Here is a 26,101-nt window from a genome sequence, read left to right as displayed (position 1 = left end):
CAGACCAAAAGAATCAGATCGATATAAGTGTAGGCAATCTCTCCTGCCAGGAGCGGTGCCACTCCTGCAATTCACTGCGCGGCATCGGTCTGGCAGAGAAAAAGCCCTGACACACGTCACATCCAAGTTTTGCCAACTGTTGCCAGGTCAACTCATCCTCGACCCCTTCCGCCACCGATTTAAGCCCCAGCTTGCGGGCAAGCTCGATACTGGACTCGATAATGGCCAGACGGGATGGATCTGCATAGCAGCGATCGACGAAGGATCGATCCAGCTTCAACTCGGTAAAAGGCAGCAGAGCCAACTGCTGCATCGACGAGTAGCCGGTGCCGAAATCATCGATAGAGAGACCGAATCCATGCATCCGCAGTCGGGTCAGCACCTCCAGCGACTTGCCCACATCCTGCACGAAGGAGCTCTCGGTCACCTCCAGGGTGATCAGTTCTGGATTGATGCTCCAGCGCTGACATTGCGCAATCAGGGAGTTGCAGAGATCCCCCTCAATCAGCGAGGTAGTGGAAAGGTTCATCGACAGATTGAGGGAGAGACCGGTCTCCTCCCAGAGATGACCATCGCGCAGCGACTTGTTGATGATGATCTCGGTCAGTTGATCGATGAGCCCGTTGTTTTCCGCCAGCGGAATGAAGCGACCCGGCGAGACCAGGCCATATTCCGGGTGCTGCCAGCGCGCCAGAGCCTCCATCCCGACCCATTCACCAGTGGCAAAGCTGACTTTCGGTTGATACCAGGGGACGATTTGGTCGTCATCCAGTGCGCGTCGCAGCTCATCCAGCCCAAGCCGATGCCCATCCTCTTTTTGGGCCTGCTCCTGACGGGGAGACCACGACTCGATCAACACCTTTAACTGTTGCTTGGTCGATGGTTTTTCGATTCGTCCCAGCACCTGCAAACCATAGGCGGCACTCATCCGCAAAACCGCTTCCACGACGTCATCCTCCAATGCACTGGAGAGAATGATGCCACCGCTGAATCCTCCCAGGGAGAGGCGGCGCAACAGAGCCATCCCATCCATGCCGGGCATGCGCAGGTCACAAAAAAGGATATCAACCGAGTGACGCTGGCACAGCTCAAGTGCCTCCTGCCCATCACGAGCCTCCAGCAACTGTTGATAACCCAGGTCACGGATCTGGTGCATCAGGGCCTTGCGTTGAAACGCATGATCCTCGACAACCATGATGACCAATTCATCGTGTACGTTTTGTACGTTATTCATCGAGCCATAATCCAATTTCGTGGGAGATTGCGTTCATCAATACCTGTACCCCGCAAACCAACTCTTCCAGCTCCTCCGTCTGCTTCAATCGTGCGGCCGATTCGAGTCTGGCGGCCTGTGCTGCCAGCTCTTGCAGCCCCACCATGCGTGCGGCCCCCTTGATACGGTGGGCCGTTTCTACCAGCGCCTGAGTATCGTGGCAAGTCAGTGCCACCATCATATCCTTGCCATCCTGACGGTTGGAATCGAGATATTCTTTTGCCATTGCCCGAGCAGCCTCCTCATCACCAAAGAGCCCTTGCCAGCGTTCCGCCTGCTCGGCGATTTGCTGCTGTTCTGCGGGTTCTTCTGTTGAGACTGTAGCCACGTCAGCCAGCCAATGTGCCAATAGTTGACGCAGGGTCTCGAGAGGATATGGCTTGAACAGCATGTCACTCATGCCCGCCTCAACCATCCGCGCACTCGCCTCTTCCGAAGTATCAGCCGTTACCCCGATTATGGGCGCAGTCACACCTTGGGCTCGCAACGCCCTGGCCAGACTATAGCCATCCATCACCGGCATATGACAATCAGTCAGCAGCAGAGAGAAATCCTGCCCCTGCCATGCCCGCAAAGCCTTCTCGCCATCCTCAACCACCTGCGCCTCTATCCCGAGAATGGCGAGCTGTCTGGCCAGCAGAGCACGATTGACCGGATGATCGTCGGCCACCAGCACCCTCCCTCCCAGCTTCTCCCCAAGTGCCGTGAGCATGGGGGTAACCTGCTCATTGAGCAATTCGTTGCAACTCTCCAGCAGCAGATCCGGATAGAGAGGGGAGAGTCCCAGTCGCCACCAGTGAGCAGCACCGAGGCGCCCGCGAAGCGCCTCGCGGGGAGACACAATGATCCCTTTGAGAGCCCTTTGTTGAAGCCAGCTTTGCCACTCGGGCCCCAGCGTCTGCTCCAGCCAAAGTTCGTCTGCCAGCAGCAATCCCTGCAAATCATCACTAAAATTCGAAGCTTCAATGGGTTTTAGCTTGGCACCAAGACGTCTCATGGCCATCTCCAGCACCGGATCGTTGCTGAAATACCACCACTCGCTCCCTGCCAAAGCTGGCAGATCCCATTGTGGTTTCTGCAGCGGTACGGTGAAGGTAAAACTCGATCCCTCACCCGGCTTGCTGACCAGATGCAGGTTGCCCCCCATTTTGCGCACCAGCTGATCGCAGATGGCCAGCCCCAGCCCTGTACCACCGAAGCGGCGATTGATGTCTGACTCCACCTGTTCAAAAGGAGTGAAGAGCAGCGCCTGCTTCTCTTCGGCAATCCCGATACCGGTATCGGCGACCATAATGCTCAACAACCCGTCGAGGTAGTTAACAGCAAGAGTGATGCCCCCCAGCTCGGTAAACTTGACGGCATTGTTGAGCAGATTGGAGATGACTTGCCCTACCCTGACGCCATCCATCTCGGCCTGATCGGGCACGGATTGACCCCACTCCAGCACCACCTGCAACCCTTTGCTATGCGCGAGCGTCGCATGGCCACGGATCGCGTCACAAATAACTGATTGCACGCGACAGAGCTGATAGTGCAATCGCAACTGGCCAGCCTCTATCTTGGAAAAGTCGAGGATGTCATTCACCAGATAGAGCAGGTTGTTGGTTGAAGTGACGACATTGCGCACCATGTAGCGCTGATCGTCATCCAGCTCGCTCATCTGCAACAGCTCCAGCATGCCGTGCATACCGGAGATGGGGGTTCTCAACTCATGGCTCATGGTGGCAAGAAAGCGGCTACGCGCCTGCATGGCCTGCTCGGCATAGGCTTGCGCCTCGCGCAACTGGTGCTCCTGCAGCTTGAGCGCCGTAATGTCCTGGATCACCCCGTTGAGGATCAGCTCCTGCTGCTCCTGGCGCACGAAACTGCCGCGTACCTGCAGATAGCGATCCCCCTCCGGCCGCTCGACCTTGACCTCGAGATCAAGCGGGGCCAGGGTCTCGGCATGATTGGCCACCTTGCTGACAAAGTCCTGCAGCGCCTCCTCGGTAAACCCGAAGATCTCTCCTCCCGACTCGGCAGCAAAAAGCTCCTGATGACTGACCCCGAGGATCTCGCGAGCCCCCTGGGAGGCATAGAGAAAACGTCCCTTGCCCGGTCCCTGCCACAGATACTGGTAGACAATGCCCGGCATACTGTCGGTAATCTGGGTCAGGCGGGTTTCCGCCTTGCGCGCCCGCGCCTCCGCATCCTTGATCTGGCTGACATCGGTGAGCACGGTCAATACCCCAAGCATCTTGCCTGCCGGGTCGCGATAGGGGAGTTTGGCGTACATCACATGAAACGGTGAACCATCGGCCCGCACACTGTTGCCCGCCCCCTCCAGCTTGCGACCGCTCTGCCAGACGGCTCGCTCCTCCTGTACCATCTGGCGACGAACCGGCTCGGGCATATGCGCGAGATCGTCTCGCGGCTGCCCATCATGCTCGATGAAAAAGGTCTCGCGATAGGCTTGATTGCAAAGGGTGATATGTTGCTCGTTGTCACGCAGCGCCACCATGGTCGGCAAGGAGTTGAGCAGTGTCTGCACAAAAGAGAGCTGCTCATTCAACTTGCTTTCCGCAACCTTGCGCTGGGCAATCTGGCGGCGCAGGCTGCGCGCCCACAGCAACACCAGCAGACCCGAGGTACCAAGAGCTGCTACGGCAAAGGCCAGCCATTTGTATAGAGGGCTATTGTCCACCGCCATATTGACCGAGATGTTGAGCCAGCGGCGATCGAACAACTGCCACTCTTCATCGGTAATGGTCTGCAGCAACTTGTCCATAATCCTGGTCAACTCGGGCTGTGCGATATCGACCGCCATACTGATCGGCACCGAAAATTCTGGGCTCCCCAGCACAACCTGATACTTCTCGTTGAATCCTTTCATCGCCTGCTGGCCAAGGTTGGTCATGGTCAGCAGTACATAATCGACCTTGCCCGAGTCGAGCAACTTCAGAAGATCTGCATCGCGGCCAACCTCAACAATCTTCCCGCCAAAGTTGCGAATCAACGATGCCTCGTAGGAACCTGTCACCCCCCCGATCTGACGCCCCTTTAAATCAGCCAGAGATTTCAAGCTGCGAGCTCCGATCCTGGCAACGATGTAGCTGTCAAACTTGAGGTAAGAGGAAGTAAAGGAGGCGAACTCCCGCCGATCCTTCAGGGGAGTCATCAGAGGGATCAAATCAATCTTGTGCGCTTGCAGTAGTTCGATGGACTCTTGCCAGGTGCGGGTCGGAACCAGCTCAAACCGGACTCCGGAACGCAGACTAATGAGCTTCATCAGGTCAGCGGCATACCCGTGCAATCGCCCCTCTTCATCGATCTCGCTGATACCGGAAAAAGAGGGAGCTACGGCAAACCGGATCACTTTTTTCTGTTTTAACCATGCCATCTCGGCAGGCTCCAGCAGCAGATCGACCTTGAAGCGGCTATCCCCCTCCGCCAGGCGCAGGCGGGAATCGGTAACCGGGATCCTCTGATATGCCTGCCAGATCCGCTCTGTCAGCTCACTATTATTTGTACTGGTCGCAATCGTCAGGGCGCTGCTGCTCAACCAGCGAGGCGTCGCAATCCCCATGGTGTCCGGGAGGCGCTGCAGCTCCCGCACCAGAATAGGACCCAGCGCCAGATAACCATCGGCCAGACCCAGCTTGACCATATAGGTTGCCTCATCACGGCTCTCGACCTGGGTCACGTTGGGCATTCCCAGCGATGCCAGCTCACGGCAACTGCCAAACCCGCGGATACAGACCCAGCGCATTTTTTTTGCCTGCTCGATCGTCAACCGCTGGTTGGGATGTTGCATCAGGATAGCGCGGCCATAAGAGCCGAGGTGACCGATATGGTTCACCCCCTCCACCGGCAAGGCATCAAGCTCCACCCCGACCAGCGCATCAACCTTCCCCTTCTTCAGCGCTTCCTGAGCTTCAATATAAGAGTTAAAGGATACGCAACGCAGCGTTAATCCCATCTCGGCGGCAATCCGCAGGGCCAGCTCCTTGAGCGGACCGGCGTACTGTTTCGATGGCACCTCGTAGATAAAGGGGGGATAGCCCCCACGGGGGACGCCCACCACCAGTTCCTGAGAGAAGCCCTGCTCATCAATTGCTCTTTGTTCCTCTTCGGGCGATGACTCTGCAGCAACGTGCCAACTCAGCAGAAGCAGTGAGCAAAAAATCAGTAGGAGATGACAAGCGCGAGACATGAGCTATTTGTCCTGATGAGTGAGGCCAATACGATTCATCCTCGACCCTCTAGATAATGGCTCTAGCCGGTGAGAAAACAAACAGTTCCGCTATAAACGGGGCCGAGAGGATAGAGGGATATTGGCTGAATGTGAATAAACAATCCTTTTTAAAGCAAAAAACGTGACAGATTTTGGTCTGTCACGTCATTTTTTCGCAACGTTAAAGAGATTGGGGGGAACAACGCCCCCACCACATCAGGTTATTCGATTCCCAAGCCGGAAGCCTGTTTGATACTCGCGCTCACGGATATGGGAGATCTGCCCCTCATACCCTTCCAGACCGATATCTTTCAGCAGGGCAGGCGAGAGATTGATCACGGCGAGACGACGCTCGACCTTGGCGATCCGCTTTTGTACCAAAGACTCGACGCTACGCAGTAAAACCAGTTCGATAGACATGACATTCTCCAGTTGAACATGCGGTTCTCCCGGAGAAAGTGGATATCACCCTGCGGGACGAACCGCGGGTGATAAAAAGACAGGGGCTACCTGTTTACGCCACGCGGTAAAAGAGCACGAGATTTCACGCCGCACGCAGTGCCGCGAGAGAATGCAAGATTTAGCATCTGATGGTGCATTTTCGTCTCCTTACCGGATAAAAGTTGAACAGGTTGCAGCAGTCTAAAAAAACTCCGAATTTAACACAAGCCTCTTGCGACTCCTTTTTAAACGTTTTTACGGTATTTTATGCTGCCAGAAAGGGAGTCCGGGTTATCAGATCCCCGATAGCAGGCGGTACTCTTCCAGCACATAGGTATCCGTCATGCCGCTGACATAGTCGAGCAGCAGGCGTACCCGGTAATACCACTCCTGCTCATGCTGGCAGACAAAGCGTGGATCCGGGGTGGCGATCGCCAGTCGATAGGCCTTGATATGACGTGCCGAGAGGCGGTGATAGAGGCGGCGAGCAAAAAAGAGTTCACTCCCCCCCTCGCCCGCCAGCAGACGGGAAAATTGCCCGGATGGCATTGCCAGCAGGCAGGAGTAGGTGGCGAGCACACCGCGCAGGGCGGCGTAGCCTTCCAGTTCGAGCGCCTCTACCTCGGGGCGCATGAAAACCTGCGCTCGCGCAACCTGTTTGAGGATATCGAGCACCCGCGCCGCGGGAGCCTGACCGTGGAGCAGGGCCTGTGGATAGCTCCCCTGCAGGATCGCCTCATGCTCGCTGATATAAGTGCTGGCCGCCAGCGCCACCAGATCTCTGGTCAACTGGTGACGAAAATGGGGGAAGAAACCCCAGCTGGAGCGCTGTGCATCACCAAGCAGGGTCGTCATGTAATCGCTGCCATCAGCGCTGCAGAGGGCAGCCAGCAGCTCATTCAGGGTGAGAATGCGCCTGTCTACCGCATCCTCCAGATCAGCGATGCAGTAGGAGATGTCATCCGCCGCCTCCATGATGTAGGCAAGCGGATGGCGGCAGCCTGGGGCCAACCCCAGACTCTGGCCGAGGGCGCGATAGAGGGGCTGTTCACTGAAGAAGATGCCGCGCTTGCTGCTCCAGCCATGATGCTGGCCGTAACTCACACCGGGTTGCGGCTGCTGCGGGTATTTGCACAGCGCCCCCAGCTGGCCGAGAGTCAGGTTGAGCTCGTGCAGGCTGTGTACCAACCGCAAGCTCTGGGCATTGCCGTCAAACAACAGCAGATCCTGACGCAGCTCCGCCCACTGGACCGAGGGGGGCTGTGCCAGTGCCTGCTGATAGAGGGGATCGAGCATTTCACCGAGCCACTGGCTCATCACCTGCTCGCCGAAGTGGCCGAACGGCGGGTTGCCCACGTCGTGCAAGAGGCAGGACATCTCCACCAGATTGATAAAAGCCCCCTCGCACACCACACCGGCTGGCAATTCCGCCAGAATGCGGCGACTGATCTGGCGGCCGGTCTCCTGCACCTCCAGCGAATGGGTGAGACGGCTGCGCACCGAGGCTTTCACATCGAGCGGAAAAACCTGGGTCTTCTGCTGCAACCGGCGCACCGGCGCCGCCTGCACTATGCGGGCGCGATCCAGTTCGGTCGCCTCCAACAGATCCTCATTTCCCCAGGGGTGAACACGCTCGGGGGTGATCAAACGGCTATACATCCTGTGGCTCCTTGCCCGCGGCTCCCATTGGATTCAAGACAACAACCAGCGGCGCAGACGGGCGATATCACCCGGGTATTCCCGGCGCAGCGTCTCAATCCAGTCTTCCACATTCTCCCACCAGGCGGGATGATCCGGGCTCTGGATGAGTTGCGCCGTCTGCTGCAGGCGACGCAGGCCGATGGAGCCTGCCGCCCCCTTGATCTTGTGCGCCTCCTCCACCACGCCAGCCTGATCCCGCGCGATCATGTTAGAGTCGAGCACCGCCATGTAGTCGGGCATCATCTTCTCGAACAGCTCGACGCTGGAGAGCAGTACCGGCTTGCCCACGGTATCGGCATAGTCGGTGAGGAAAGGGAGATCCAGCAACGCATCCTGAGCCACCGCATCAGCCTGCTCGTCCGCCTCGTCGTCGGCCAGATCGGCAAACAGGTGACCAATCACCTCGCGCACCGCCTTCGAGCCGAGCGGCTTGTTAATCACATCCCGCATGCCGCGATCCAGATAGTACTGGCGATCGCCGGTTACATTGGCCGTCAGGGCAACCATGGGCGGCAAACTTTCGCCGTAGCGCTCGAGCAGGGTTGCCGCCACATCGAACCCGGTCATGTCCGGCAGCTGGATATCGAGCAGGATAAGGTCGAAATCATCCGGGTTGGCCATCGCCAGCGCCTGGGCGCCATCGCGTGCCACCTTGACCTGATGGCCGAGCTTGTTCAGCAGGGCGCAGGCAACCGTCACATTGAGCTCGACATCCTCCACCAGCAGGATGTCGAGGGAAGGCATCTCCTCTTCCAGTTCCGGCAACGCCTGTTCGACACAGGCGACCTCCAGCTCGGCGGTAAAGCAGGAACCCTCACCCGGCTCGCTATCCACGTAGAGCTGGCCGCCCATGGCCTGTACCAGCTGACGGGAGACCGCGAGGCCGATCCCGGTACCGGTTGCGTGTTTCTTGCCCTGCACCTGATAGTACATGGCGAAGATCTTCTCCTGCTGGGCGCGGGGAATACCGACGCCGGTGTCTTCCACCTCGAAGTGGAGCGCCAGCTTGCCTGGCTCGTCGGCAGGATGGGAGAGGCAGCGCACGGTGACGCCGCCCTCATCGGTAAACTTGACTGCATTGCCCACCAGATTCCACAACACCTGACGCAGTCGGGTGCCATCCGCCATCACGAACTGCGGCATGTCGCCATCGCGATCAAAGTGCAGATAGAGCCCCTTCTGCTCCGCCTGAATGCGCGACAGCGTCTCCAGCTCGTCGAGGAAAGCAGGCAGGTCGATCCGAGTTGGCGCGATCTCAAGCCGGCGCCGATCGAGTTTGTCCAGGTCGATGATGTCGTTGAAGATGTTGCCGAGGGTGACCGCACTTAAGTGAATGGTCTTGAGCTGCTGGCGCTGGCTCGGGTCGAGTGGAGTATCCATCAGCATCCGGCTCAACCCCACAATGCCGTTGAGCGGGGTACGCAGCTCGTGGCTGATGGTGGAGATGAAGGTGGTCTTGTCGCGGCTCGCCTTCTCCAGCTTGTCCTGATACTGCTTGCGTTCGGTGATGTCACGGCCAAAACCGAGCAGGCCGAGTCGCTTGCCGAAGCGATCGAAGAAGGGCACCTTGCGCAGCTCGAAGTAGGCCTTGCGACCATCAGGGTACTCCAGCCACTGCTCGTAGGTGAGCGGCTCGTTGCTGGCAAAGACCTGGCGGTCGGTCTCTACCACCTTGTTGGCGATCTCCTGCTTGTAGACATCGAACGGGGTAAGGCCAATCAGCTCGCTCTCTGCCTTGCCGGTCAGCTCCTCCATGGCGCGGTTGCAGCCGGAGAACTGCTCATCCTCATTGCGGTAGTAAACCAGATCGGGGGAACAGTCGATAAAGGAGCGCAGCAGAGCGGTGCGCTCTCCCAGATGAAGCTGTGCTTTTTCACGCTGGAACACCTCGTTCTCCAGATCCTCGATGGCCTGCAGACGCAGACTCTCGGCCCGGTTGGTCTCGGCGATCTGGCTGTTGAGGCGGCTGATGTTCTCCTGCAGCTGATTGTTGAGCTCGAGATCCCGCTCGCGCATATCCTGCAGCTTGCGCACCATCCGGCTCAGCCGCTGACGGGAATCCTCCAGCTGATCCACCACGATGGAGAGAAAATAGACCGCCCAGGGGGTGACCAGCAGACCAAAAAACACCGAGCGCACGAAATCGATGACATCGATGCTGCCCCGCAAAAACAGGGTAACCCCCATCTGGATGGCGACCGCCAGCACTATGATGCCGGTGGCCAGAAACATGCTGAAACGCACCAGACCCAGCTTGGTCATCAGATCGACGTAATATTGCGCCCAGGATTTAATCTGCTTCATCTTGTTGTTTTCTCCCCGATATTCGCCGGACAGAATACCAGCACAACGCGCTTAACTCTTGTGTGATAAGCCAATAATTGGAGATTCCTGTATCATATGTGACCATTGCACTCGCCCGGGTAATACCAAGGTGACATCAGCAGCACGAGCATCCCGGGCTTTACACCTCAACAGTTTGATATATCAGGAGTCTTTTGATGCGCAACCTCACCTTGCTGGGTCTCGGCCTGCTTGCGAGCCACGCAGCCTACGCCGATCTGGGCGAAATTCCGCGCCAGTCCGGTTGGTCCGGCTTCCTGCTGGGCGGCGTCAGCGCCACCAGCTACAAGTCCAACTTCTATGCAGGTGACGACAACCACAGTCGCATCAACGATCTGGGCTCACCGGATAGCGAGAACAAGCTGACTCCGCTGATCAATGCCGATATCCGCTACACCTTTGCCGATACCCGCACCCAGATCTTCCTCGGTAACCTCATTCAGGATGCCATCCGCTTCGACTTTACCCAGCAGTTCGGTCTGCGTCAGGAGATGGGCGACAAGGGGATCGTCGCTACCTCGCTGGTATTCAACGCCATGCCGGTCGAGCTGTGGAGCGATCCTTTTGCCACCGGCGTGGATCGCAGCTCCACCGACCTGAAATCCAAAGGGGCGCGTTTCGCCTGGGACAAGATCTGGGGCAGCAACTTCAACGGCAGCATCACCGCTCGCAGCATCGACATGGATGATGAGCAGAGCGGCCAGCAGTATGACCGGGTTCATGGCACTCACTACGCATCCATGCTGGATCGCAATGGCAAGATGTATGACATGCAGCTCTCCTACAAGTGGACCTTCGCCGACGGTCAGGCTCTGGAACCTGCGCTGATCTACAAACAAGCCAACCTCGATGGCAGCGCCGAGAGCTTCGAAAACACCGGCCTGCAACTGACCTATGCCAAACGCGGCCCCCAGTGGTCGATTGTCAGCAACGTCTATGCCGGCAAGCGCAAGTATGACGAAGCCAACCCCATCTTCGGCCAGCGCGCCGATGCGGACGAATTCGCCATCAACGGCACCTTCTTCTGGCACAGCCTGTTCGGGGTGAAACCGCTCAGCGCGACCTTTACCCTCTCCTATGCCAACGCAAGCTCCGATATCGGCTTCTACGATACCGAAGCGAGCCGCGTCAGCACCGGCCTGCTCTACAACTTCTAACCTCAGCAAAGCCGCGATAAAAAAGGCCACCCCATGGGTGGCCTTCTTATTGCTGCCGTAGACCTGCTTCAGATACCAAGCGAGTCGAGCAGGTCGTCGTGATCGTTGCTGGCGGCCGGAGCTGCTGCTGGCGCCGGTTTGGCTGCATCCTGCTTGGCCTGAGCGATCAGGGCATCGGGATCCAGCTCCTCGTGCTCCATCCCCTCATTGTGGATGCGGATGAACTCGGTCTTGTCCATCGCCAGCTCCAGATAGAAGATGTTGTTGCGAGCGGTGAAGAAGGTGACGCGGCGGGATTCCGGGCTGTCGAGATTGGTATCGACGCTCAGCATCACCTGCTTGTTGAGGGCCAGCATCTTCGGCTGGTTCTGGGTGATGTGAGTCTGCAGATCGCGGCCCACCTTGACGGTGAAGCTGCCGACGATCTGGTTCATCAGCTCGCCCATCACGTTGCTCACCTCGTCAGAAGTGTGGGAGATGGCGAGATCCTCCTTGGAGAGCCCCATGCTCAGCATGTAGCTCTCATAGAGCTCCATGGCGGCAGCGGCGGAGAAGTTGATCACCACCAGACCGGAGAAGCCGCCATCGAATAGCACGAAGCAGCCGATATCGGGCTTGAGGCAGGTCTTGCTGATCCGCTGCACCATACCGGAAAAACGTACCTGACTCATGGTCGCGGCACTCAATACGTCGGTTACCGAGTTGCACAGACTGAGCAGTACATCCTCAGTCGTCAACACGACGTCATCATCGGATCTTGTAACTATCATGTGTCCTTCCTGAACATCGAGAATGGGCTTATCTATACCATAACTCTAACAGATGGCGCGGCCAGAAGACTGAAATAGCGACACGCCTCTCAGTTGACTCTGTTATCAGTGGCCGCCGGGGTAAATCCGTCCAGATTGCCGAGTCGCGTAAGCCAGCGATCGGCCTCATGTTGCAGAGTCTCTGGCTGGTAGGGAACGGCAGGATGAGCTCCCCAGATGGGGCCAGGCCAGGCGGCATCGGTGGCAAAGCGGGCGACATGATGAATGTGCAGTTGCGGCACCAGATTGCCGAGCGCCCCGATGTTGATCTTGTCCGGACTGAGGGCCTGCTCCATCAGCGCCGCGACGGCGCAGGACTCCTGCATCAGCTGTTGCTGCTGCTCCGGTGCCAGATGGTGGATCTCGCGCAGGTTGGCCACTCGCGGCACCAGAATCAGCCAGGGGTATTGACTGTCTTTGGCCAGCAGGACGCGGCAGAGCGGCAGATCGCCAAGCCAGCAGGTATCGGCCTGCAGGCGGGAATGCAATTCAAACATGAACACCTCGTTGAGTACGATGAAGAGGGCATCCGACAGGGATGCCCACGTTACTGCAACGGGCGGCAAACTTAAAGCTGCGGCACGGCCCAACTGATAAAGCGCTTGCGCAGGGCCGGGTCTGCCTTGAGGAACAGCTGCTGCAACTGCCCTTCCAGCTCGCTGGCAGCCACAACAGGTTGAGAGCCACCAGAAACTGCATTGATTGACGGAGCCGCAACCACTCCCGCCGTCAGCGCCGCCTTGCCACCACTGCGGTTGTATTCAGCCAGTTTCCCGTTCCAATCCACCCCAAGCAGCATGCCGCTGGTCACCAGTGCATCCTGCTGGATGGCAAGTGCCCGGCCACTCTCCTGCAACGCCACTGCGGGCGATTTGGCATAGGCCTGCATCCCCTGCTCATCGGCCGGTACGCTCGCCACCAGTTGCAACCGCTGGTTGCTCGCCTGATAGCGCACCACCTGCGGCTCGGAGCGAACCTGCCGATCATTCTCGCTGCTGCTGCGGCTGGGGATAACCCCCTCGAAACGCACCAGCAGTTGCTGCTCCCCATCGCTCAGGGTGGCGTGCTGCTCATCCTGCAGCGTGCCACTGCTCACCGCGAGGATCCGAAAATTCTCCGGCACACTCACTTCAACCGCCGCCTGCACGCTGGCGATGCCGCACAGCAGCGCCAATCCCGCCCATCTCCAATGCTTGTTCATCGTTTCTCGCTTCCTGATGCCGACAATGGGCGCAGGGTAGCAGCCGAAGATGACAGAAAAATAACGCAGTCGGGCCCCATCAGTGCAGCCGGAGCGATACGCCCTCTTACAGCAGATAACGGGGATGATCGGCAAACCACTGGGCCAGCACCTGCTTGAACAAGCGGATTTTGCGTGGCACCCGCCGCTGCTGGGCATGCAGCACATGAAGCTGGTGCAGGCCGCTCTGCCAGTCGTCGAGCACGGTCACCAGCTCTCCCGTCGCCAGCAGGGCATCCACCGCCACCAGCGGGCATTTGGCATAGCCCATGCCTGCCCGGGCCAGCTCAATGACGGTGCTGTATTGATTGGCCCGCACCCTGCCCTGCACCAGAATGTGGGTCTCTTCGCCCTTGCGGCTGAAGTGCCACTGCTCCCAGGCCGGATTGCTCCCCATGGGCAGGCAGGATAGCCCCCCCAACTCATAGGGAGTTGCCGGTTTCCCCTCCCTCGCTACCAGCGCAGGACTGGCCACCACCACATCCTTAAGCCGGCCAAGGGGGAGTGCGACCAGATTGTCCGGCACCTCATTGATGGCGCGCAGGGCGATGTCATTCTCCCCCTGGCTCATGTCGACCACCTGATTGGTGAAGTTGAGCTCGACCGCCACCCCGGGACAGAGCGCGGCAAAGCGAGCGATCAGCTCGCTCACCATGCGATCGCCGGTGCTGATCGGGCAGGTGAAGCGCAGTCGTCCGCTATCCTCTTCGGTCAGCGCCTGAATATCCTGCTCCGCCTGCCGTGCCAGCGCGAAGATCTCGCCCGCCTGCAGATAGAGGGTCGACCCAGCCTCGGTCAGACTGAGCCGGCGGGTGGTGCGTTGCAGCAACTGGGCGTTGAGGGAGGACTCCAGCGCGCTGACGTGGCGACTCAGCATCCCCTTGCTGACCCCCAGTGCATCGGCGGCGGCAGAGAAACTGCCCCGCAAAACCACCTCGTAAAAGCTGGCCAGATGGGCGATATCCATCATTAGCTCCAATATGGAAACAATGGGTTTATTTTACGCGCTTTTTCTCTTTTTTTGTTGCACTAGAATCAACACATCCCAACCGAGGAGTGACAGAGATGAAGATTGTGATTGTGGGTGCGTCCGGCACCATAGGTTCTGCCGTCAGCGAATTGCTTGCCAAAGATCATCAGGTGATCCGGGTCGGCCACAGCCAGGGGGATGCCACGGTCGACATGCGCGATCCGGCCTCCATCAAGGCGCTGTTCGCCGGGCTGGGCCAGTTTGATGCGCTGGTAGTGGCCAGCGGCAACGTGGCCTTCAACGCCCTGACCGAGATGACCGACGAGCAGTGGCAGGTGGGGCTTCAGAGCAAGCTGATGGGCCAGATCAACCTGACCCGTGCCGCGATCCCCCACCTGAGCGACAAAGGTTCCATCACCCTGATCAGCGGCATCCTGAGCGAAGAGCCCATCAACTGGGGGGCGAGTGCGACCACCATCAATGGCGCCATAGAGCACTTCGTCAAAGCGGCCGCCTGCGAGCTGCCCAGGGGCCTTCGCATCAACGTGGTAAGCCCGACCGTGCTGGCGGAGTCGATGGACAAATACGCCGACTTCTTCCCGGGCTTCGTGCCGGTGCCCGCCGCCAAAGTGGCGCAGGCCTACAAGAAGTCGGTGCTGGGCATCCAGACCGGCCAGGTGTTCAAGGTCAACGGCTGATCGCCGTGCGTCGGATACAAAAAACGGGCCCCGCAATGGGGCCCGTCTGTTTCTCTGCGTCTCTTCTTCATCATCAGCAAACGTTTGTTTCCTGATGACAAAAAAGAGCGAAACCCTTAGTCGATCAGACCGTACTGCGCGCGCAGGACATCGATGATCTCCTGCTTCGGGTTGGCCGACAGTTCCAGCTTGTGGCCGATGATCTTCTCGGCGATCCCGACGTAGGTGCTGGAGATGTCCATCATCACTTCGGTCGGCAGCTTGTTGTCGCGGGCCAGGGCGAAGCGTTCCGGCATGCGGTTCTTGTTGAGCAGGATGTCCGGATCCGGGAAGTGGTTGAGCAGCCACTGACGGAAACCCTCTTTCGACTTCTCGACGATCTGGCCGTCGCGCAGGGCCGCGCCATCCCAGATGCGGGAGCTGTCGGGTGTACCCACTTCATCCATGTAGATGAGCTTTTCGTTGCCGGCGGCATCGTGGACGTAGCCAAACTCGAACTTGGTATCGACGAACACCTGATCCAGCTCGGCCAGCGCGTCGCTGATGACGTTGAAGCCCTCTTTGAGCAGCACTTCGTAGCGGTCGATATCGGCCGGCTTGCTGAAGTTGAAGCCCTGGTAGTGGCGCTCGATATCGGCACGGGAGACGTTGACGTCATCGGCTTCCGGCACGCCATCCAGTCCTTTCAGCACGCCCTTGGTGGACGGGGTGATGAGGATCTCCGGCAGCTTCTGATCCTTCTTGAGCCCTTCCGGCAGGGTGATGCCGCAGAACTCGCGCTCGCCATCCTTGTAGGCACGCCACATGGAACCTGTGATGTACTGGCGGGCGATCGCCTCGATCATCACCGGACGGGCTTTTTGCACGATCCAGACAAAGGGGTGCGGGATGTCAAGAATGTGGCTGTCGGCCAGCCCCTTCTCCTTGAACAGCTTGAACCAGTGGCTGGAGATGGCGTTGAGCGCCGCTCCTTTGCCCGGTACGCCGTTCAGCCCGTTCACACCTTGCCAGATGCAGTCGAAGGCAGAGATCCTGTCGCTGATCACCATGATGGCGAGCGGCGCATCCGCTGGCACGTCATAACCCTTCTCGCGGATGAGACGGGCGCTGTCTGCGGCGGTCAGCCAGTAGACACTACGCACTTTACCGGAATGGACAGGCTTATCGGTACGGATCGGCAAATCGTCATTCACCGCCAATACTTGGTCTGCAAGACTCATGGCTAATAACACTTCCTGTTTGTGGGGGGTATTAAGAGAGGAGCCGCAAGCTCCGCTCTCGTTGGGGGTAATCAATCCATGCCCTGCACGCCAGCATCCACATTGAGTGGCTGGCCAGCCGTGCAGAGATAAAAAAACAGGGGCACAAGGCCCCTGTATTTATTCTGATTTTGCTGCCTGTGCAGCCAGTCCTTTGGCAAACGCCTCGGACATGCTGATGTACATCTGGGAGATAACCCCGGACGACACCGGCTTCTTGTCCTTGTCGAACAGGGTGATGGAGGTCTTGCCTCCTGCCATTTCACCCAGCTGGAAGCGGTACTTCTCCTCTTCCAGTTTGAACGGCTCGCTCCCTTTCGCCTTCCAGAACTCGGCGGACGGGGCTTCATACTCGACGTCGATCCAGCCCAGCGACTGCTGGGTATCCTTGATGACGAAGCCGTAGCCCGGCAGCACCTGGTTGAGACGGCGCCATACCTGCTCGAAGGAGCCATCGGCAATCCAGGCGCTCAGCTCGTTGTTGTCCAGACCCAGTTCCAGCCCCATGCCCTCGTTGGACTTGTGCTGTTCGCGGGACTTGAGCTGGCTGTCGTAATAGAGAGAGAACTGGTTGAGCACCCGCACAGCATAACGCTGCGCTTCAGCCGGGCTCAGCTGGGTAGTGGTCTCGCCATCGAAGCTCTCTTCGTGATCCAGTACCCGTACCGACATGTTGACGGCGTGGCGCGCAGCATCGTTGCGCACGGTGAACTGGTAACGCTGACGGATTTTGAAATCGTCGTCATCTTCACCCCAGCCATCGAGGGCGACCGTGTTGTCAAACCAGCCGGTCTGCAGCACGCCGGCCTGCTGGTCCAGCTTCTCGGTGGTGACCTTGTACTTGGCCAGGAAGTTCATCAGGAACGACCAGGTGTCGCGCTCCACGCTCTGGCTGGTGCTCAGGGCATAGTAGGCAATGGTCGGTTCACTGGCATTCTGGACGACCTGGCTACCCGGCACCACGGTCAGCAGCTGGGCGGGCGGACGCACGTCGATCTTGGCGCCGAGGGCACCGTCACGGCTGCTCTCTGGCAACGGCGGAATATCGAACTGGCTGTTGAAGGCGGGGGCGCTCAATCCTGACGGGATCAGGAATGCACGGCCCTCGAGGCGGGCATCTTCATAACCGAAGTCGCGGTTGGCCATTTTGCGATCCTGGGGCGTGCTGCACGCGGCCAGCACAGCGGCGGTCGCAACAGTCAGCACCAGACGGGCACTATTTCCCTTTCCATTTGATTTAAACACTCGCCATCAACTCCGCAGTGGTCAGTGCTCGCGCCATCTGCTGTTCACCCTCGGGAGAGAGTTCAACCAGCGGCAGACGCAAGGTTGCTGTTGCAATCAATCCCAGCTGGGCACAGGCCCATTTCACCGGGGTGGGGCTCGGTTCGCAGAACAGAGTCTTGTGCAACGGCATCAAGAGATTGTTGATGTCGTGGGCCAGACCGGCATCACCGGCCAGCGCAGCACGACACATGTCGGCCATCTGGGCCGCTGCAATATTGGTGGTGACCGAAATGACACCATCACCGCCTTGCAGCATAAAATCACAGCCAGTGGCATCGTCGCCACTGTAGAGCGCAAAATCCGGCCCGCACAGCTCGCGCAGCAGCGGGGTGCGACTCAAATCGCCGGTTGCCTCTTTCAGGCCGATAATACCGGGCACCTTGGCCAGACGGGCCACGGTCTCCGGTTTCAGATCGCAGCAGGTGCGACCGGGCACATTATAAAGAATTTGGGGCAGACCACTAGCCTCGGCGATCGCACAATAGTGGCGATAGAGACCTTCCTGAGTGGGTTTGTTGTAGTAAGGGGTCACCGAGAGACCAGCAACCACGCCGGTTTTGGCCAGGCGTTTGCTCAGTTCGATGGCGTGGGCAGTATTGTTGGAGCCACTGCCGGCAATGACAGGAATGCGACCGGCAGCATATTCAACGGTCTTTTCAACGACGGCAATGTGCTCTTGCTCGCTCAGGGTCACCGACTCCCCTGTGGTACCAACCGCGACAATGGCGCTGGTTCCGGCGCTGACATGATACTCGACCAGCTTGGCCAGACTGGCCCAATCGACTTCACCTGAAGCCAGCATAGGGGTAACGAGGGCAACAATACTACCGCGCAACATGGATATTTCTCCCGATTTTCAGGGCCGTAATGGTAAAGCTGCCCCCTTTGAAAAACAAGGGAGAGAGGGGACAAGCCGTGATACCATCGGCCACAAAAAGCAATAAATGAGAGTCGGAGGAGCACCTCGCGGCGGGCCATCAACAGCCCGAAAATCGGCAATCCTGTGCGGCTTTCAAGATACATAACGGACGAGAGAAGATTTATGACTCACTATCTGGTCGTAACGGCCATCGGCACGGACAGGCCTGGCATCGTCAATGAAGTGACCCGTCACGTCAGTAGCTGTGGTTGCAACATTGTGGACAGCCGTCTTGGCATCTTCGGCAATGAATTCACCTTTATCATGCTGCTCTCGGGCGACTGGAACAGCATGATGCAACTCGAGATCAGCCTCCCCCTGCGCAGCCAGGAGTGGGACCTCATCACCATGATGAAGCGCACCGAGCGCCACCAGTCGCTCCACTATGACGTGAGCGCCAGCGTCGGGATCCTGATCCGTGACGAGCCGGGCATCGTAAGCCAATGCACCCAGTTCTTCAGCGAACATGGCTGGAACATTCAGGCGATGCAGTCCATGACCCTGGAACAGCAGCCATTCAACCTGCTCAAGATGAGTTTCCAGCTCAATCTGGCCAAAGAGGGAGAGGTTGAACGGTCGCAGACCGCCTTCGCCGGATTCTGTCGTGAACTGGGCGCAGAATCGTTCGAGTTTATCGTCAATCGCAAACACGCCTGAGCACTCACTCAAGGAGACCCCATGCAACCATTACAAGCTGGCAGCCCCGCCCCCGACTTCACTTTGCCCGACCAGAACGGCAATCCGCTGCAACTCTCCTCCCTGCGCGGCAAAAAAGTGCTGGTCTACTTCTACCCCAAGGCGATGACCCCCGGCTGCACCACCCAGGCCTGCAGCCTGCGTGACGTGAACGCCGAGCTGGCCGCCCTCAATGTGGTAGTGCTCGGTATCAGCCCGGATCCGGCCAAACGCCTGAAAAAGTTCGAAGAGCGCGATCAGCTCAACTTCACCCTGCTGGCCGATGAGGATCACGCCGTCGCCGATGCCTTTGGCGTCTGGGGTCCGAAGAAGTTCATGGGCAAGGAGTATGACGGTATTCACCGCCAGAGCTTCCTGATCGACGAAGAGGGCAAGATTGCCCACCACTTCGACAAGTTCAAGACCAGCGATCACCATCAGGTGGTGCTGGATTTCCTCAAGGGGTAACCCTCCCCTGCATTATTGAAAGGCCTGCCACGCAGGCCTTTTTGTGCAGGCAAGCCATCCCTTGCCTGAAGATTTTTCTCACCAACTCCCCCGCCCAGATCAAAAAATTCATTTTATATATGGGTTAACGTGACCCCAGAATCATCTTCCAGCGAGATATCCCATGAATATGAGCAACACTGAGCGTTTGATCCTGAGCAACCAGTACGAAATTCTGGCGAAACTCAATCCGGAGAAAGCGGACTTCTACCAGCGCGCCAGCACCATCATCGAGCGCGGCTACTGCCTGCAGATCCTCGAGCTGGAGAAGAGCTTCGGCCATCTGGATCTGGCGACCTGCCAGGAGGTGATCGATACCCTGGAGCTGCACCACGCACTGGCCATCTCATGGGGCAATCTTGATGCGGCCGATCAGGGCGAGATCAACGCCAGCCGGCTGGAGTTCAACGGCTACAGCCGCAGTCAGGAGCGTGAACTGGCCGACTATGTTTGCTTCCTGCTGGAAGTGGACAAGCGCTTCCCCGAGCTCAAGTGCCCGTGCGACGAGCTCTCCAGCGACATCGCCATGCGCGACAAGTACCAGCGGATGCTGACTATATGGCGCCAGTGTCCCCGTCAGTACAAGCTCTCCATCCAGGAGATCCGCAAGGTACTGGCGGCCTGATCCGCACACCGACCGCAACAAAAAAGGCGCCACTGGCGCCTTTTTGCATCTGAATCGGGTTATTCGTAGAGAAAGGATTTATCGAGCTGCTGGAAGGCGGCCTTGAGGGTATCGGCCAGCTCTTCATAGCGGGGTTGTGACACCAGCTGACGACGACCACCCTGCTCGTTCATCTTGCCGTTGATCTCCCGATACCAGCTCGCCAACGAAGGGGGCAAACGGGTGTCGGCCCGCTGACCGAGCCAGTAGTAACCCTGCAGCGGCAAACTGAGCAAAAACAGCACAGAAGTGATGACGGAGGGCCAGTAGTGCAGCTCCCCAAACTGGAACTGCAGCATTACGCTCAGCACCGCCAACGCCGGAATCACCTTGAGAGCGAATTCGGTCGCCTTGATCACCCGATTTTCAGGAAACATCGAATTGAGCTCGGGACGGCGCGGCCAAAGCGTCATATAATGGCGGCCTTGCTGTAACTTAGTTCCAAAAATGTTCATGCTCATACTACCTCCGAGCGCTTTTTGAACGTACTAACGGCAAAACCTCGACAAAATTTGATGCAAAGTAACAAAGGTTGAGGATGACTTTGTTATTTTTCAACAATCGGGTTATCCTTTGTACGCCCATTTTTGCGTCAAAAGCATCTTGCTATTGACCTGTCAGGGACGTCTGGATTTCGGGTCTTGTATCACTATACAAGGGGCAAGCAACAGATTGCCAACCCTCATAAGGATAAGTTGAAAGTTTTTGGACGTCCGGCGTCCAACGCATCCGCCTACACAACCCAATCTGCGATAGGATTTATTCATGAGTAAGCTGGTTCTTGTTCTTAACTGTGGCAGCTCTTCCCTGAAGTTTGCTGTCATTGACGCAACCACCGGTGATGACCTGCTGTCCGGCCTGGCCGAGTGCTTCAACCTCGACGACGCCCGCATCAAGTGGAAACTGAATGGCGAGAAAGGCAGTGCCGATCTGGGCGCTGGTGCCGCTCACCAGGAAGCGCTGGACTTCATCGTCAACAAGATCCTGCCGCTCAATCCGGAACTGTCCAAGAACCTGATCGCCATCGGTCACCGTGTTGTTCACGGCGGTGAGCGCTTCACCTCTTCCGTCGTTATCTGTGACGACGTGATCGCCGGCATCGAAGCCGCCGTTCCGTACGCGCCGCTGCACAACCCGGCTCACCTGATCGGTATCCGTGAAGCCCGCCGCGTATTCCCGGCGCTGGCTGACAAGAACGTGGCCGTATTCGATACCGCGTTCCACCAGTCCATGCCGGAAGAAGCCTTCCTGTACGCTCTGCCGTACAAGCTCTACAAAGAGAACGGCATCCGTCGCTACGGCGCTCACGGCACCAGCCACTACTACATCAGTCTGGAAGCTGCCAAGCAGCTGAACAAGCCGGTTGAAGAGCTGAACATCATCAACTGCCACCTGGGCAACGGCGGCTCCGTCTGCGCCATCAAGAACGGCAAATCTGTTGATACTTCAATGGGCCTGACTCCGCTGGAAGGTCTGGTGATGGGTACCCGTTCCGGTGATCTGGACCCGGCCATCATCTTCTTCCTGCACGACAAGCTGGGCATGAGCGTGGCCGATATCAACACCATGCTGACCAAAGAGTCCGGCCTGCAGGGTCTGACCGAAGTGACCTCCGACTGCCGTTTTGTTGAAGACAACTACGACAGCAAAGAAGAAGCCAAGCGTGCCATGGACGTTTACTGCTATCGCCTGGCCAAGTACATCGGCGCCTATGCTGCCGCCATGGACGGTCGTCTGGACGCCGTTGTTTTTACCGGTGGTATCGGTGAAAACTCCGCCCCGATCCGTGAAATCACCCTGAACAAGCTGGGCCTGCTGGGCTTTGACGTCGATCACGACGCCAACCTGAAGGCTCGTTTCGGCAAGGGTGGCGAGATCACCAAGGCTGGTTCTACCAAGGCTCTGGTAATCCCGACCAACGAAGAGTGGGTTATCGCCCACGACGCGCTGGAACTGGTCGGCGCTTAATTGACGCAGTAACTCGAGGCCGCCCACCAGGGCGGCCTTTTCCTGATCCCAAAAAATGAACAAGGGGTATAAAGTGGCACGCACTATTATGCTTATCCCGGTCGGCACTGGTGTCGGCGTAACTTCCGTAAGCCTTGGCGTTGTTCGCGCCATGGAGCGTCACGGTGTCAATGTCAGCTTCTTCAAACCGGTTGCCCAGCCGCGTCCGGGTGAAACCGGTGCCGAGCGCTCAACCGCCGTTATCCGCGCAGCTGCCAACATCAATCCGCCCGAGCCCTTCACCCTCTCCTACGCCGAGAACATGATCAGCTCCAGCAACACCGATATCCTGCTGGAAGAGATCGTTGCCCGTTTCGAAGAGCACGTAAAATCCAGCGGTGCCGAAGTGCTGGTTGTCGAAGGTATGGTGCCGACCGACAAGCAGCCCTTTGCCAACAAGCTGAACTACGACGTTGCCAAGGCGCTGGATGCCGACATGGTATTCGTGACCCACCCGGGCCATGACTCCAGCCAGAAGCTGAAAGAGCGCATCGAACTGGCCTGCTCCAACTTCGGTGGTGTCAACAACCCCCGCATCGTTGGTTGCGTTATCAACAAGGTTGGCGCGCCGGTTGACGAGCATGGCGTAACCCGCCCTGACCTGACCGAGATGTTCGAAGCCCATCACCACGCTTCCGACGCTGCCCACAACCTGGAAGTGCTGCAAGTGTTTGGCAAGAGCCCGCTGCGCATCCTGGGTTGCATCCCCTGGAACACCCAGCTGATCGCCCCGCGCGCCAAGGATCTCGCCAAGCATCTGGCCGCCAAGATCCTGCACAAGGGTGAGCTGGACAGCCGTCGCCTGCAGACCGTGACCTTCTGTGCCCGCTCCATCCACAACATGGTCGAGCACTTCCGTCCGGGCAGCCTGCTGGTCACCTCTGGCGATCGCTCTGACGTCATCGTCTCTGCCTGCCTCTCCGCCATGAACGGCGTCAAGCTGGGCGCCCTGCTGCTGACCGGTAACTATCATCCGGAGCCGCAGGTAATGGCGCTGTGCCAACAGGCCATGGCCACCGGCCTGCCGATCATGATGACCGGTACCAACACCTGGCAGACCGCCGTCAGCCTGCAGAACTTCAACGTCGATATTCCGGAAGATGACCGCGAGCGTATCGAACTGGTACAGGACTACGTCGCTGGCCACATCGACAAACACTGGATCGAGTCGCTGACCATCAGCTCTACCCGTTCCCGTCGTCTGAGCCCGCCGGCATTCCGTTATCAGCTGACCGAGCTGGCCCGTCAGGCCAACAAACGTGTCGTGCTGCCGGAAGGCGACGAGCCGCGCACCATCAAGGCTGCCGCCATCTGTGCCGAGCGTGGCATTGCCCGTCCGGTGCTGCTGGGCAACCCGGAAGAGATCCGTCGCGTTGCCGAGCAGCAGGGTGTTGTTCTGACCGATCGCGTCGAAATCATCGATCCGGCCGTTGTGCGCGAGCGCTATGTGCCGCGTCTGGTCGAGCTGCGCAAGAACAAGGGCATGACCGAAGTGGTTGCCCGCGAGCAGCTGGAAGACAACGTGGTACTGGGTACCATGATGCTGGAGCGCAATGAAGTTGACGGCTTGGTATCCGGCGCGGTGCACACCACTGCCAACACCATCCGTCCGCCGATGCAGATCATCAAGACCGCTCCGGGCTCTTCCCTGATCTCCTCCATCTTCTTCATGCTGCTGCCTGACCAGGTTCTGGTCTACGGTGACTGCGCGATCAACCCGGATCCGACTGCCGAGCAGCTGGCCGAGATCGCCATCCAGTCCGCCGACTCCGCTGCCGCATTCGGCATCGAGCCGCGCGTCGCCATGATCTCCTACTCCACCGGTACCTCTGGCGCCGGTGCCGATGTAGAGAAAGTGCGTGAAGCGACCGAGCTGGCCAAGGCCAAGCGCCCCGACCTCATCATCGACGGCCCGCTGCAGTACGACGCGGCCATCATGGAGAACGTGGCCAAGTCCAAGGCGCCGAACTCACCGGTTGCCGGTAAAGCTACCGTGTTCGTCTTCCCTGACCTGAACACCGGTAACACCACTTACAAAGCGGTGCAGCGTTCCGCTGACCTGGTCTCCATCGGCCCGATGCTGCAAGGCATGCGCAAGCCGGTCAACGACCTCTCCCGTGGCGCCCTGGTTGACGACATCGTCTACACCATCGCCCTGACCGGTATCCAGGCTGCCCAGGCTGACGAACAAGCCTAATCAGCTTTAGTCTGAAAAAACCGATCACAAAGGCTGCTCACCCAAGGTGAGCAGCCTTTTTTGTTGGGAATTTTTCTGAAGGCAGCATAACCAGTCGAAGATTCAGGAGCAGACAGATAAAAGTATGAGAGCACGATGAGCGCTACGCTCCCTGTCACACAATACTTTCCATTTTGTATGTACTAATAAAAGTCTTTATATATCTTGTCGTTAGTCGAAAACTGCCATCTCTTATAGCAAAGCAAGCCGCACTCAATACCTGTAAAAAATGACAGCCGTCACACCTTCCAAATCTGGTTAATCATCCATACGAATCCCCCACCACAAGGAAGTGTGAAATGCGTAAAAACAGCTTGTCCATCATCATGTTGCTGTCCGCCCTGCCATTGTTCACCCAGCCCTCACTGGCGGCAGACAAGGTCGCACCGAAGCAGGCCACCACGGTTGCCGCCAAGCAGGAGAGCGGCAAAGTGGATATCAATACGGCAACCCTTGCCGAGCTCACCAACCTCAAGGGAATTGGTGACAAGAAGGCACAAGCCATCGTCGACTATCGCGAAAAACAGGGGAAATTTACCTCAGTTGATCAACTGGTTGATGTAAACGGCATCGGCCCGGCCACGCTGGAAGCCAACCGTGACATGATCATCGTCAAATAACGTCCGAGCACTGCATATGCAAATGGGGCAGCCTGTGGCTGCCCCATTTTTCTTCGGGTATCATGGGCCCACTTTGTATCTCTGGATATCTCTCCATGAAAAAGACACCTCTCGTTGTTCGCAAGGCCGTGCTCCCGGTAGCCGGTCTGGGTACCCGCATGCTTCCCGCCACCAAGGCCATTCCGAAAGAGATGCTGCCGGTGGTCGACAAACCGCTGATCCAGTACGTTGTGCGCGAAGCGATCGCCGCCGGTATCAAAGAGATCGTGCTGGTCACCCACTCCAGTAAGAACTCCATCGAAAACCACTTCGACAAGAGTTTCGAACTGGAAGCGACCCTCGAGAAGCGGGTCAAGCGTCAGCTGCTGGAAGAGGTGCAACAAATCTGCCCGAAAGACGTCACCATCATGCACGTCCGTCAGGGTGAGGCGAAAGGTCTGGGCCACGCAGTGCTCTGCGCCCGCCCGCTGATCGGTGACAACCCGTTTGCCGTGCTGCTGCCGGATGTGCTGATCGACGACGTTGCCAGCGACTTGAAAAAAGACAACCTGGCCGAAATGGTGCACATGTTTGAAGAAGACCAGATCAGCCAGATCATGGTGGAAGCTGTGCCCGAGAGTGAAGTGGACAAGTACGGCATCGCCGACATCAAGGGGGAAGCACTGACCGAAGGGATGTCCCTGCCGATGCAGGCGATCGTCGAAAAACCACCACGCGATGAAGCCCCCTCCAATCTGGCGGTAGTGGGCCGTTATGTGCTCTCTTCCAATATCTGGCCGCTGCTGGAAAAAACCCCTGCCGGTGCCGGTGACGAGATCCAGCTGACCGATGCCATCGCCATGCTGATGGAGCAGGAGCAGGTCAACGCCTACTTCATGAAGGGCAAGAGCCACGACTGCGGCAGCAAGATCGGTTATATGAAAGCGAATGTGGAGTATGCCGTGCGTCACCGCGAGCTGAACGGCGAATTCATCGGCTGGCTGAAGCAGTTCGTCAAGCAGTTGTAATAGCTGAAAATTCCGTTTTTCATAGTGGTATTCAAGGAGCATCAAATGATGCTCCTTTTTCATTTGCGCAACAAA

The 26,101-nt window shown here is 58.1% G+C and carries 22 protein-coding genes; 9 read left to right on the top strand and 13 right to left on the bottom strand.

Translation table 11 applies throughout. The features are described 5' to 3' along the window. Nucleotides 1–13 precede the first annotated feature (13 nt). The 5 genes from BS300_RS18090 to arcB form a co-directional block, all read right to left on the bottom strand. Nucleotides 14–1,234: an EAL domain-containing response regulator gene (locus tag BS300_RS18090; RefSeq protein ID WP_042031788.1), complete on the bottom strand. Its 1,221-nt coding sequence runs from the start codon at nt 1,232–1,234 to the stop codon at nt 14–16. Continuing rightward, a complete protein-coding gene (locus tag BS300_RS18085) occupies nt 1,227–5,465 on the bottom strand; it encodes a transporter substrate-binding domain-containing protein (RefSeq protein WP_071914434.1) in 4,239 nt (1,412 codons plus the stop codon). The genes BS300_RS18090 and BS300_RS18085 overlap by 8 nt, the downstream gene beginning before the upstream one ends. Nucleotides 5,466–5,702: 237 nt before the next feature. Further along, complete coding sequence (locus tag BS300_RS18080; RefSeq protein WP_033114907.1) at nt 5,703–5,906, bottom strand: hypothetical protein; 204 nt, start codon at nt 5,904–5,906, stop codon at nt 5,703–5,705. A gap of 315 nt (nt 5,907–6,221) precedes the next feature. Then, on the bottom strand, nt 6,222–7,586 hold the full coding sequence (gene dgt, locus BS300_RS18075; RefSeq protein WP_071914432.1) for a dGTPase: 1,365 nt from the start codon (nt 7,584–7,586) through the stop codon (nt 6,222–6,224). 33 nt (nt 7,587–7,619) lie between these two features. After that, nucleotides 7,620–9,932, bottom strand: a complete 2,313-nt coding sequence (gene arcB / locus BS300_RS18070) for an aerobic respiration two-component sensor histidine kinase ArcB (protein WP_071914430.1) — start codon at nt 9,930–9,932, stop codon at nt 7,620–7,622. Between the two features lie 197 nt (nt 9,933–10,129). Between arcB and BS300_RS18065 the strand changes: the two genes are divergently transcribed. Beyond that, the gene (locus BS300_RS18065; RefSeq protein WP_071914428.1) at nt 10,130–11,128 is read left to right on the top strand and encodes a DUF2860 family protein; all 999 of its coding nucleotides are present in this window, start codon (nt 10,130–10,132) and stop codon (nt 11,126–11,128) included. Between the two features lie 68 nt (nt 11,129–11,196). Here BS300_RS18065 and BS300_RS18060 read toward each other — a convergent pair whose 3' ends face one another. The 4 genes from BS300_RS18060 to BS300_RS18045 all read right to left on the bottom strand — a co-directional run bounded on the left by BS300_RS18060 (nt 11,197) and on the right by BS300_RS18045 (nt 14,144). Beyond that, nucleotides 11,197–11,898, bottom strand: coding sequence for a DUF3334 family protein (locus tag BS300_RS18060; RefSeq protein ID WP_033114911.1), 702 nt, complete (start codon nt 11,896–11,898; stop codon nt 11,197–11,199). Between the two features lie 89 nt (nt 11,899–11,987). Continuing rightward, nucleotides 11,988–12,434, bottom strand: a complete 447-nt coding sequence (locus tag BS300_RS18055) for an HIT domain-containing protein (RefSeq protein WP_071914426.1) — start codon at nt 12,432–12,434, stop codon at nt 11,988–11,990. A 71-nt stretch (nt 12,435–12,505) separates the two neighbouring features. After that, nucleotides 12,506–13,138, bottom strand: a complete 633-nt coding sequence (locus BS300_RS18050; protein WP_071914424.1) for a DUF2057 domain-containing protein — start codon at nt 13,136–13,138, stop codon at nt 12,506–12,508. Between the two features lie 106 nt (nt 13,139–13,244). After that, entirely contained in the window at nt 13,245–14,144 is a 900-nt protein-coding gene (locus BS300_RS18045) for a LysR family transcriptional regulator (protein WP_071914422.1), read from the bottom strand. Nucleotides 14,145–14,242: 98 nt separating this feature from the next. Between BS300_RS18045 and BS300_RS18040 the strand changes: the two genes are divergently transcribed. Next, nucleotides 14,243–14,845 carry a short chain dehydrogenase gene (locus BS300_RS18040; RefSeq protein ID WP_071914420.1) on the top strand — a complete coding sequence of 201 codons (603 nt, stop codon included), beginning with the start codon at nt 14,243–14,245 and terminating at the stop codon, nt 14,843–14,845. A gap of 116 nt (nt 14,846–14,961) precedes the next feature. Here BS300_RS18040 and BS300_RS18035 read toward each other — a convergent pair whose 3' ends face one another. From BS300_RS18035 to dapA, 3 genes are all read right to left on the bottom strand, one after another. After that, a complete protein-coding gene (locus tag BS300_RS18035) occupies nt 14,962–16,065 on the bottom strand; it encodes a phosphoribosylaminoimidazolesuccinocarboxamide synthase (protein ID WP_071914418.1) in 1,104 nt (367 codons plus the stop codon). Between the two features lie 159 nt (nt 16,066–16,224). Further along, the gene (bamC, locus tag BS300_RS18030; RefSeq protein ID WP_041210404.1) at nt 16,225–17,349 is read right to left on the bottom strand and encodes an outer membrane protein assembly factor BamC; all 1,125 of its coding nucleotides are present in this window, start codon (nt 17,347–17,349) and stop codon (nt 16,225–16,227) included. Further along, on the bottom strand, nt 17,342–18,229 hold the full coding sequence (dapA, locus tag BS300_RS18025) for a 4-hydroxy-tetrahydrodipicolinate synthase (protein ID WP_041210403.1): 888 nt from the start codon (nt 18,227–18,229) through the stop codon (nt 17,342–17,344). The genes bamC and dapA overlap by 8 nt, the downstream gene beginning before the upstream one ends. Before the next feature lie 204 nt (nt 18,230–18,433). On the opposite strand from dapA, the gene BS300_RS18020 reads away from it, so the two are divergent. The 3 genes from BS300_RS18020 (at nt 18,434) to BS300_RS18010 (ending at nt 20,117) form a co-directional block, all read left to right on the top strand. Beyond that, a complete protein-coding gene (locus tag BS300_RS18020; protein ID WP_071914416.1) occupies nt 18,434–18,967 on the top strand; it encodes an ACT domain-containing protein in 534 nt (177 codons plus the stop codon). A 21-nt stretch (nt 18,968–18,988) separates the two neighbouring features. After that, nucleotides 18,989–19,453, top strand: coding sequence for a thioredoxin-dependent thiol peroxidase (bcp, locus tag BS300_RS18015; protein WP_042031799.1), 465 nt, complete (start codon nt 18,989–18,991; stop codon nt 19,451–19,453). 163 nt (nt 19,454–19,616) lie between these two features. Further along, on the top strand, nt 19,617–20,117 hold the full coding sequence (locus BS300_RS18010; RefSeq protein ID WP_071914414.1) for a YfbU family protein: 501 nt from the start codon (nt 19,617–19,619) through the stop codon (nt 20,115–20,117). Nucleotides 20,118–20,176: 59 nt separating this feature from the next. On the opposite strand, the gene yfbV is transcribed toward BS300_RS18010, so the two are convergent. Beyond that, nucleotides 20,177–20,617, bottom strand: coding sequence for a terminus macrodomain insulation protein YfbV (gene yfbV, locus BS300_RS18005; protein ID WP_005339116.1), 441 nt, complete (start codon nt 20,615–20,617; stop codon nt 20,177–20,179). Nucleotides 20,618–20,921: 304 nt separating this feature from the next. Between yfbV and BS300_RS18000 the strand changes: the two genes are divergently transcribed. The 4 genes from BS300_RS18000 (at nt 20,922) to galU (ending at nt 26,026) form a co-directional block, all read left to right on the top strand. Further along, nucleotides 20,922–22,124: an acetate kinase gene (locus tag BS300_RS18000; RefSeq protein WP_005339118.1), complete on the top strand. Its 1,203-nt coding sequence runs from the start codon at nt 20,922–20,924 to the stop codon at nt 22,122–22,124. Between the two features lie 55 nt (nt 22,125–22,179). After that, nucleotides 22,180–24,360: a phosphate acetyltransferase gene (gene pta, locus BS300_RS17995; RefSeq protein WP_041210398.1), complete on the top strand. Its 2,181-nt coding sequence runs from the start codon at nt 22,180–22,182 to the stop codon at nt 24,358–24,360. A gap of 338 nt (nt 24,361–24,698) precedes the next feature. Further along, the gene (locus tag BS300_RS17990; RefSeq protein WP_033114923.1) at nt 24,699–25,019 is read left to right on the top strand and encodes a helix-hairpin-helix domain-containing protein; all 321 of its coding nucleotides are present in this window, start codon (nt 24,699–24,701) and stop codon (nt 25,017–25,019) included. A 95-nt stretch (nt 25,020–25,114) separates the two neighbouring features. Continuing rightward, complete coding sequence (gene galU / locus BS300_RS17985; RefSeq protein WP_041210396.1) at nt 25,115–26,026, top strand: UTP--glucose-1-phosphate uridylyltransferase GalU; 912 nt, start codon at nt 25,115–25,117, stop codon at nt 26,024–26,026. The last annotated feature ends 75 nt before the right edge of the window (nt 26,027–26,101 follow it).

Origin of the sequence: Aeromonas sp. SCS5 (assembly GCF_001887375.1) — a bacterium.
In the GTDB taxonomy this organism is placed as follows: domain Bacteria; phylum Pseudomonadota; class Gammaproteobacteria; order Enterobacterales; family Aeromonadaceae; genus Aeromonas; species Aeromonas jandaei.
This window is presented reverse-complemented; position numbering and strand designations above follow the sequence as displayed.

What these genes read in the sequence shown, in the direction of transcription:
- BS300_RS18090 (WP_042031788.1), bottom strand. Translation starts at nt 1,234, where the DNA reads ATGAATAACGTACAAAACGTACACGATGAATTGGTCATCATGGTTGTC.
- BS300_RS18085 (WP_071914434.1), bottom strand. Translation starts at nt 5,465, where the DNA reads ATGTCTCGCGCTTGTCATCTCCTACTGATTTTTTGCTCACTGCTTCTG.
- BS300_RS18080 (WP_033114907.1), bottom strand. Translation starts at nt 5,906, where the DNA reads ATGTCTATCGAACTGGTTTTACTGCGTAGCGTCGAGTCTTTGGTACAA.
- dgt (WP_071914432.1), bottom strand. Translation starts at nt 7,586, where the DNA reads ATGTATAGCCGTTTGATCACCCCCGAGCGTGTTCACCCCTGGGGAAAT.
- arcB (WP_071914430.1), bottom strand. Translation starts at nt 9,932, where the DNA reads ATGAAGCAGATTAAATCCTGGGCGCAATATTACGTCGATCTGATGACC.
- BS300_RS18065 (WP_071914428.1), top strand. Translation starts at nt 10,130, where the DNA reads ATGCGCAACCTCACCTTGCTGGGTCTCGGCCTGCTTGCGAGCCACGCA.
- BS300_RS18060 (WP_033114911.1), bottom strand. Translation starts at nt 11,898, where the DNA reads ATGATAGTTACAAGATCCGATGATGACGTCGTGTTGACGACTGAGGAT.
- BS300_RS18055 (WP_071914426.1), bottom strand. Translation starts at nt 12,434, where the DNA reads ATGTTTGAATTGCATTCCCGCCTGCAGGCCGATACCTGCTGGCTTGGC.
- BS300_RS18050 (WP_071914424.1), bottom strand. Translation starts at nt 13,138, where the DNA reads ATGAACAAGCATTGGAGATGGGCGGGATTGGCGCTGCTGTGCGGCATC.
- BS300_RS18045 (WP_071914422.1), bottom strand. Translation starts at nt 14,144, where the DNA reads ATGGATATCGCCCATCTGGCCAGCTTTTACGAGGTGGTTTTGCGGGGC.
- BS300_RS18040 (WP_071914420.1), top strand. Translation starts at nt 14,243, where the DNA reads ATGAAGATTGTGATTGTGGGTGCGTCCGGCACCATAGGTTCTGCCGTC.
- BS300_RS18035 (WP_071914418.1), bottom strand. Translation starts at nt 16,065, where the DNA reads ATGAGTCTTGCAGACCAAGTATTGGCGGTGAATGACGATTTGCCGATC.
- dapA (WP_041210403.1), bottom strand. Translation starts at nt 18,229, where the DNA reads ATGTTGCGCGGTAGTATTGTTGCCCTCGTTACCCCTATGCTGGCTTCA.
- BS300_RS18020 (WP_071914416.1), top strand. Translation starts at nt 18,434, where the DNA reads ATGACTCACTATCTGGTCGTAACGGCCATCGGCACGGACAGGCCTGGC.
- bcp (WP_042031799.1), top strand. Translation starts at nt 18,989, where the DNA reads ATGCAACCATTACAAGCTGGCAGCCCCGCCCCCGACTTCACTTTGCCC.
- BS300_RS18010 (WP_071914414.1), top strand. Translation starts at nt 19,617, where the DNA reads ATGAATATGAGCAACACTGAGCGTTTGATCCTGAGCAACCAGTACGAA.
- yfbV (WP_005339116.1), bottom strand. Translation starts at nt 20,617, where the DNA reads ATGAGCATGAACATTTTTGGAACTAAGTTACAGCAAGGCCGCCATTAT.
- BS300_RS18000 (WP_005339118.1), top strand. Translation starts at nt 20,922, where the DNA reads ATGAGTAAGCTGGTTCTTGTTCTTAACTGTGGCAGCTCTTCCCTGAAG.
- pta (WP_041210398.1), top strand. Translation starts at nt 22,180, where the DNA reads ATGAACAAGGGGTATAAAGTGGCACGCACTATTATGCTTATCCCGGTC.
- BS300_RS17990 (WP_033114923.1), top strand. Translation starts at nt 24,699, where the DNA reads ATGCGTAAAAACAGCTTGTCCATCATCATGTTGCTGTCCGCCCTGCCA.
- galU (WP_041210396.1), top strand. Translation starts at nt 25,115, where the DNA reads ATGAAAAAGACACCTCTCGTTGTTCGCAAGGCCGTGCTCCCGGTAGCC.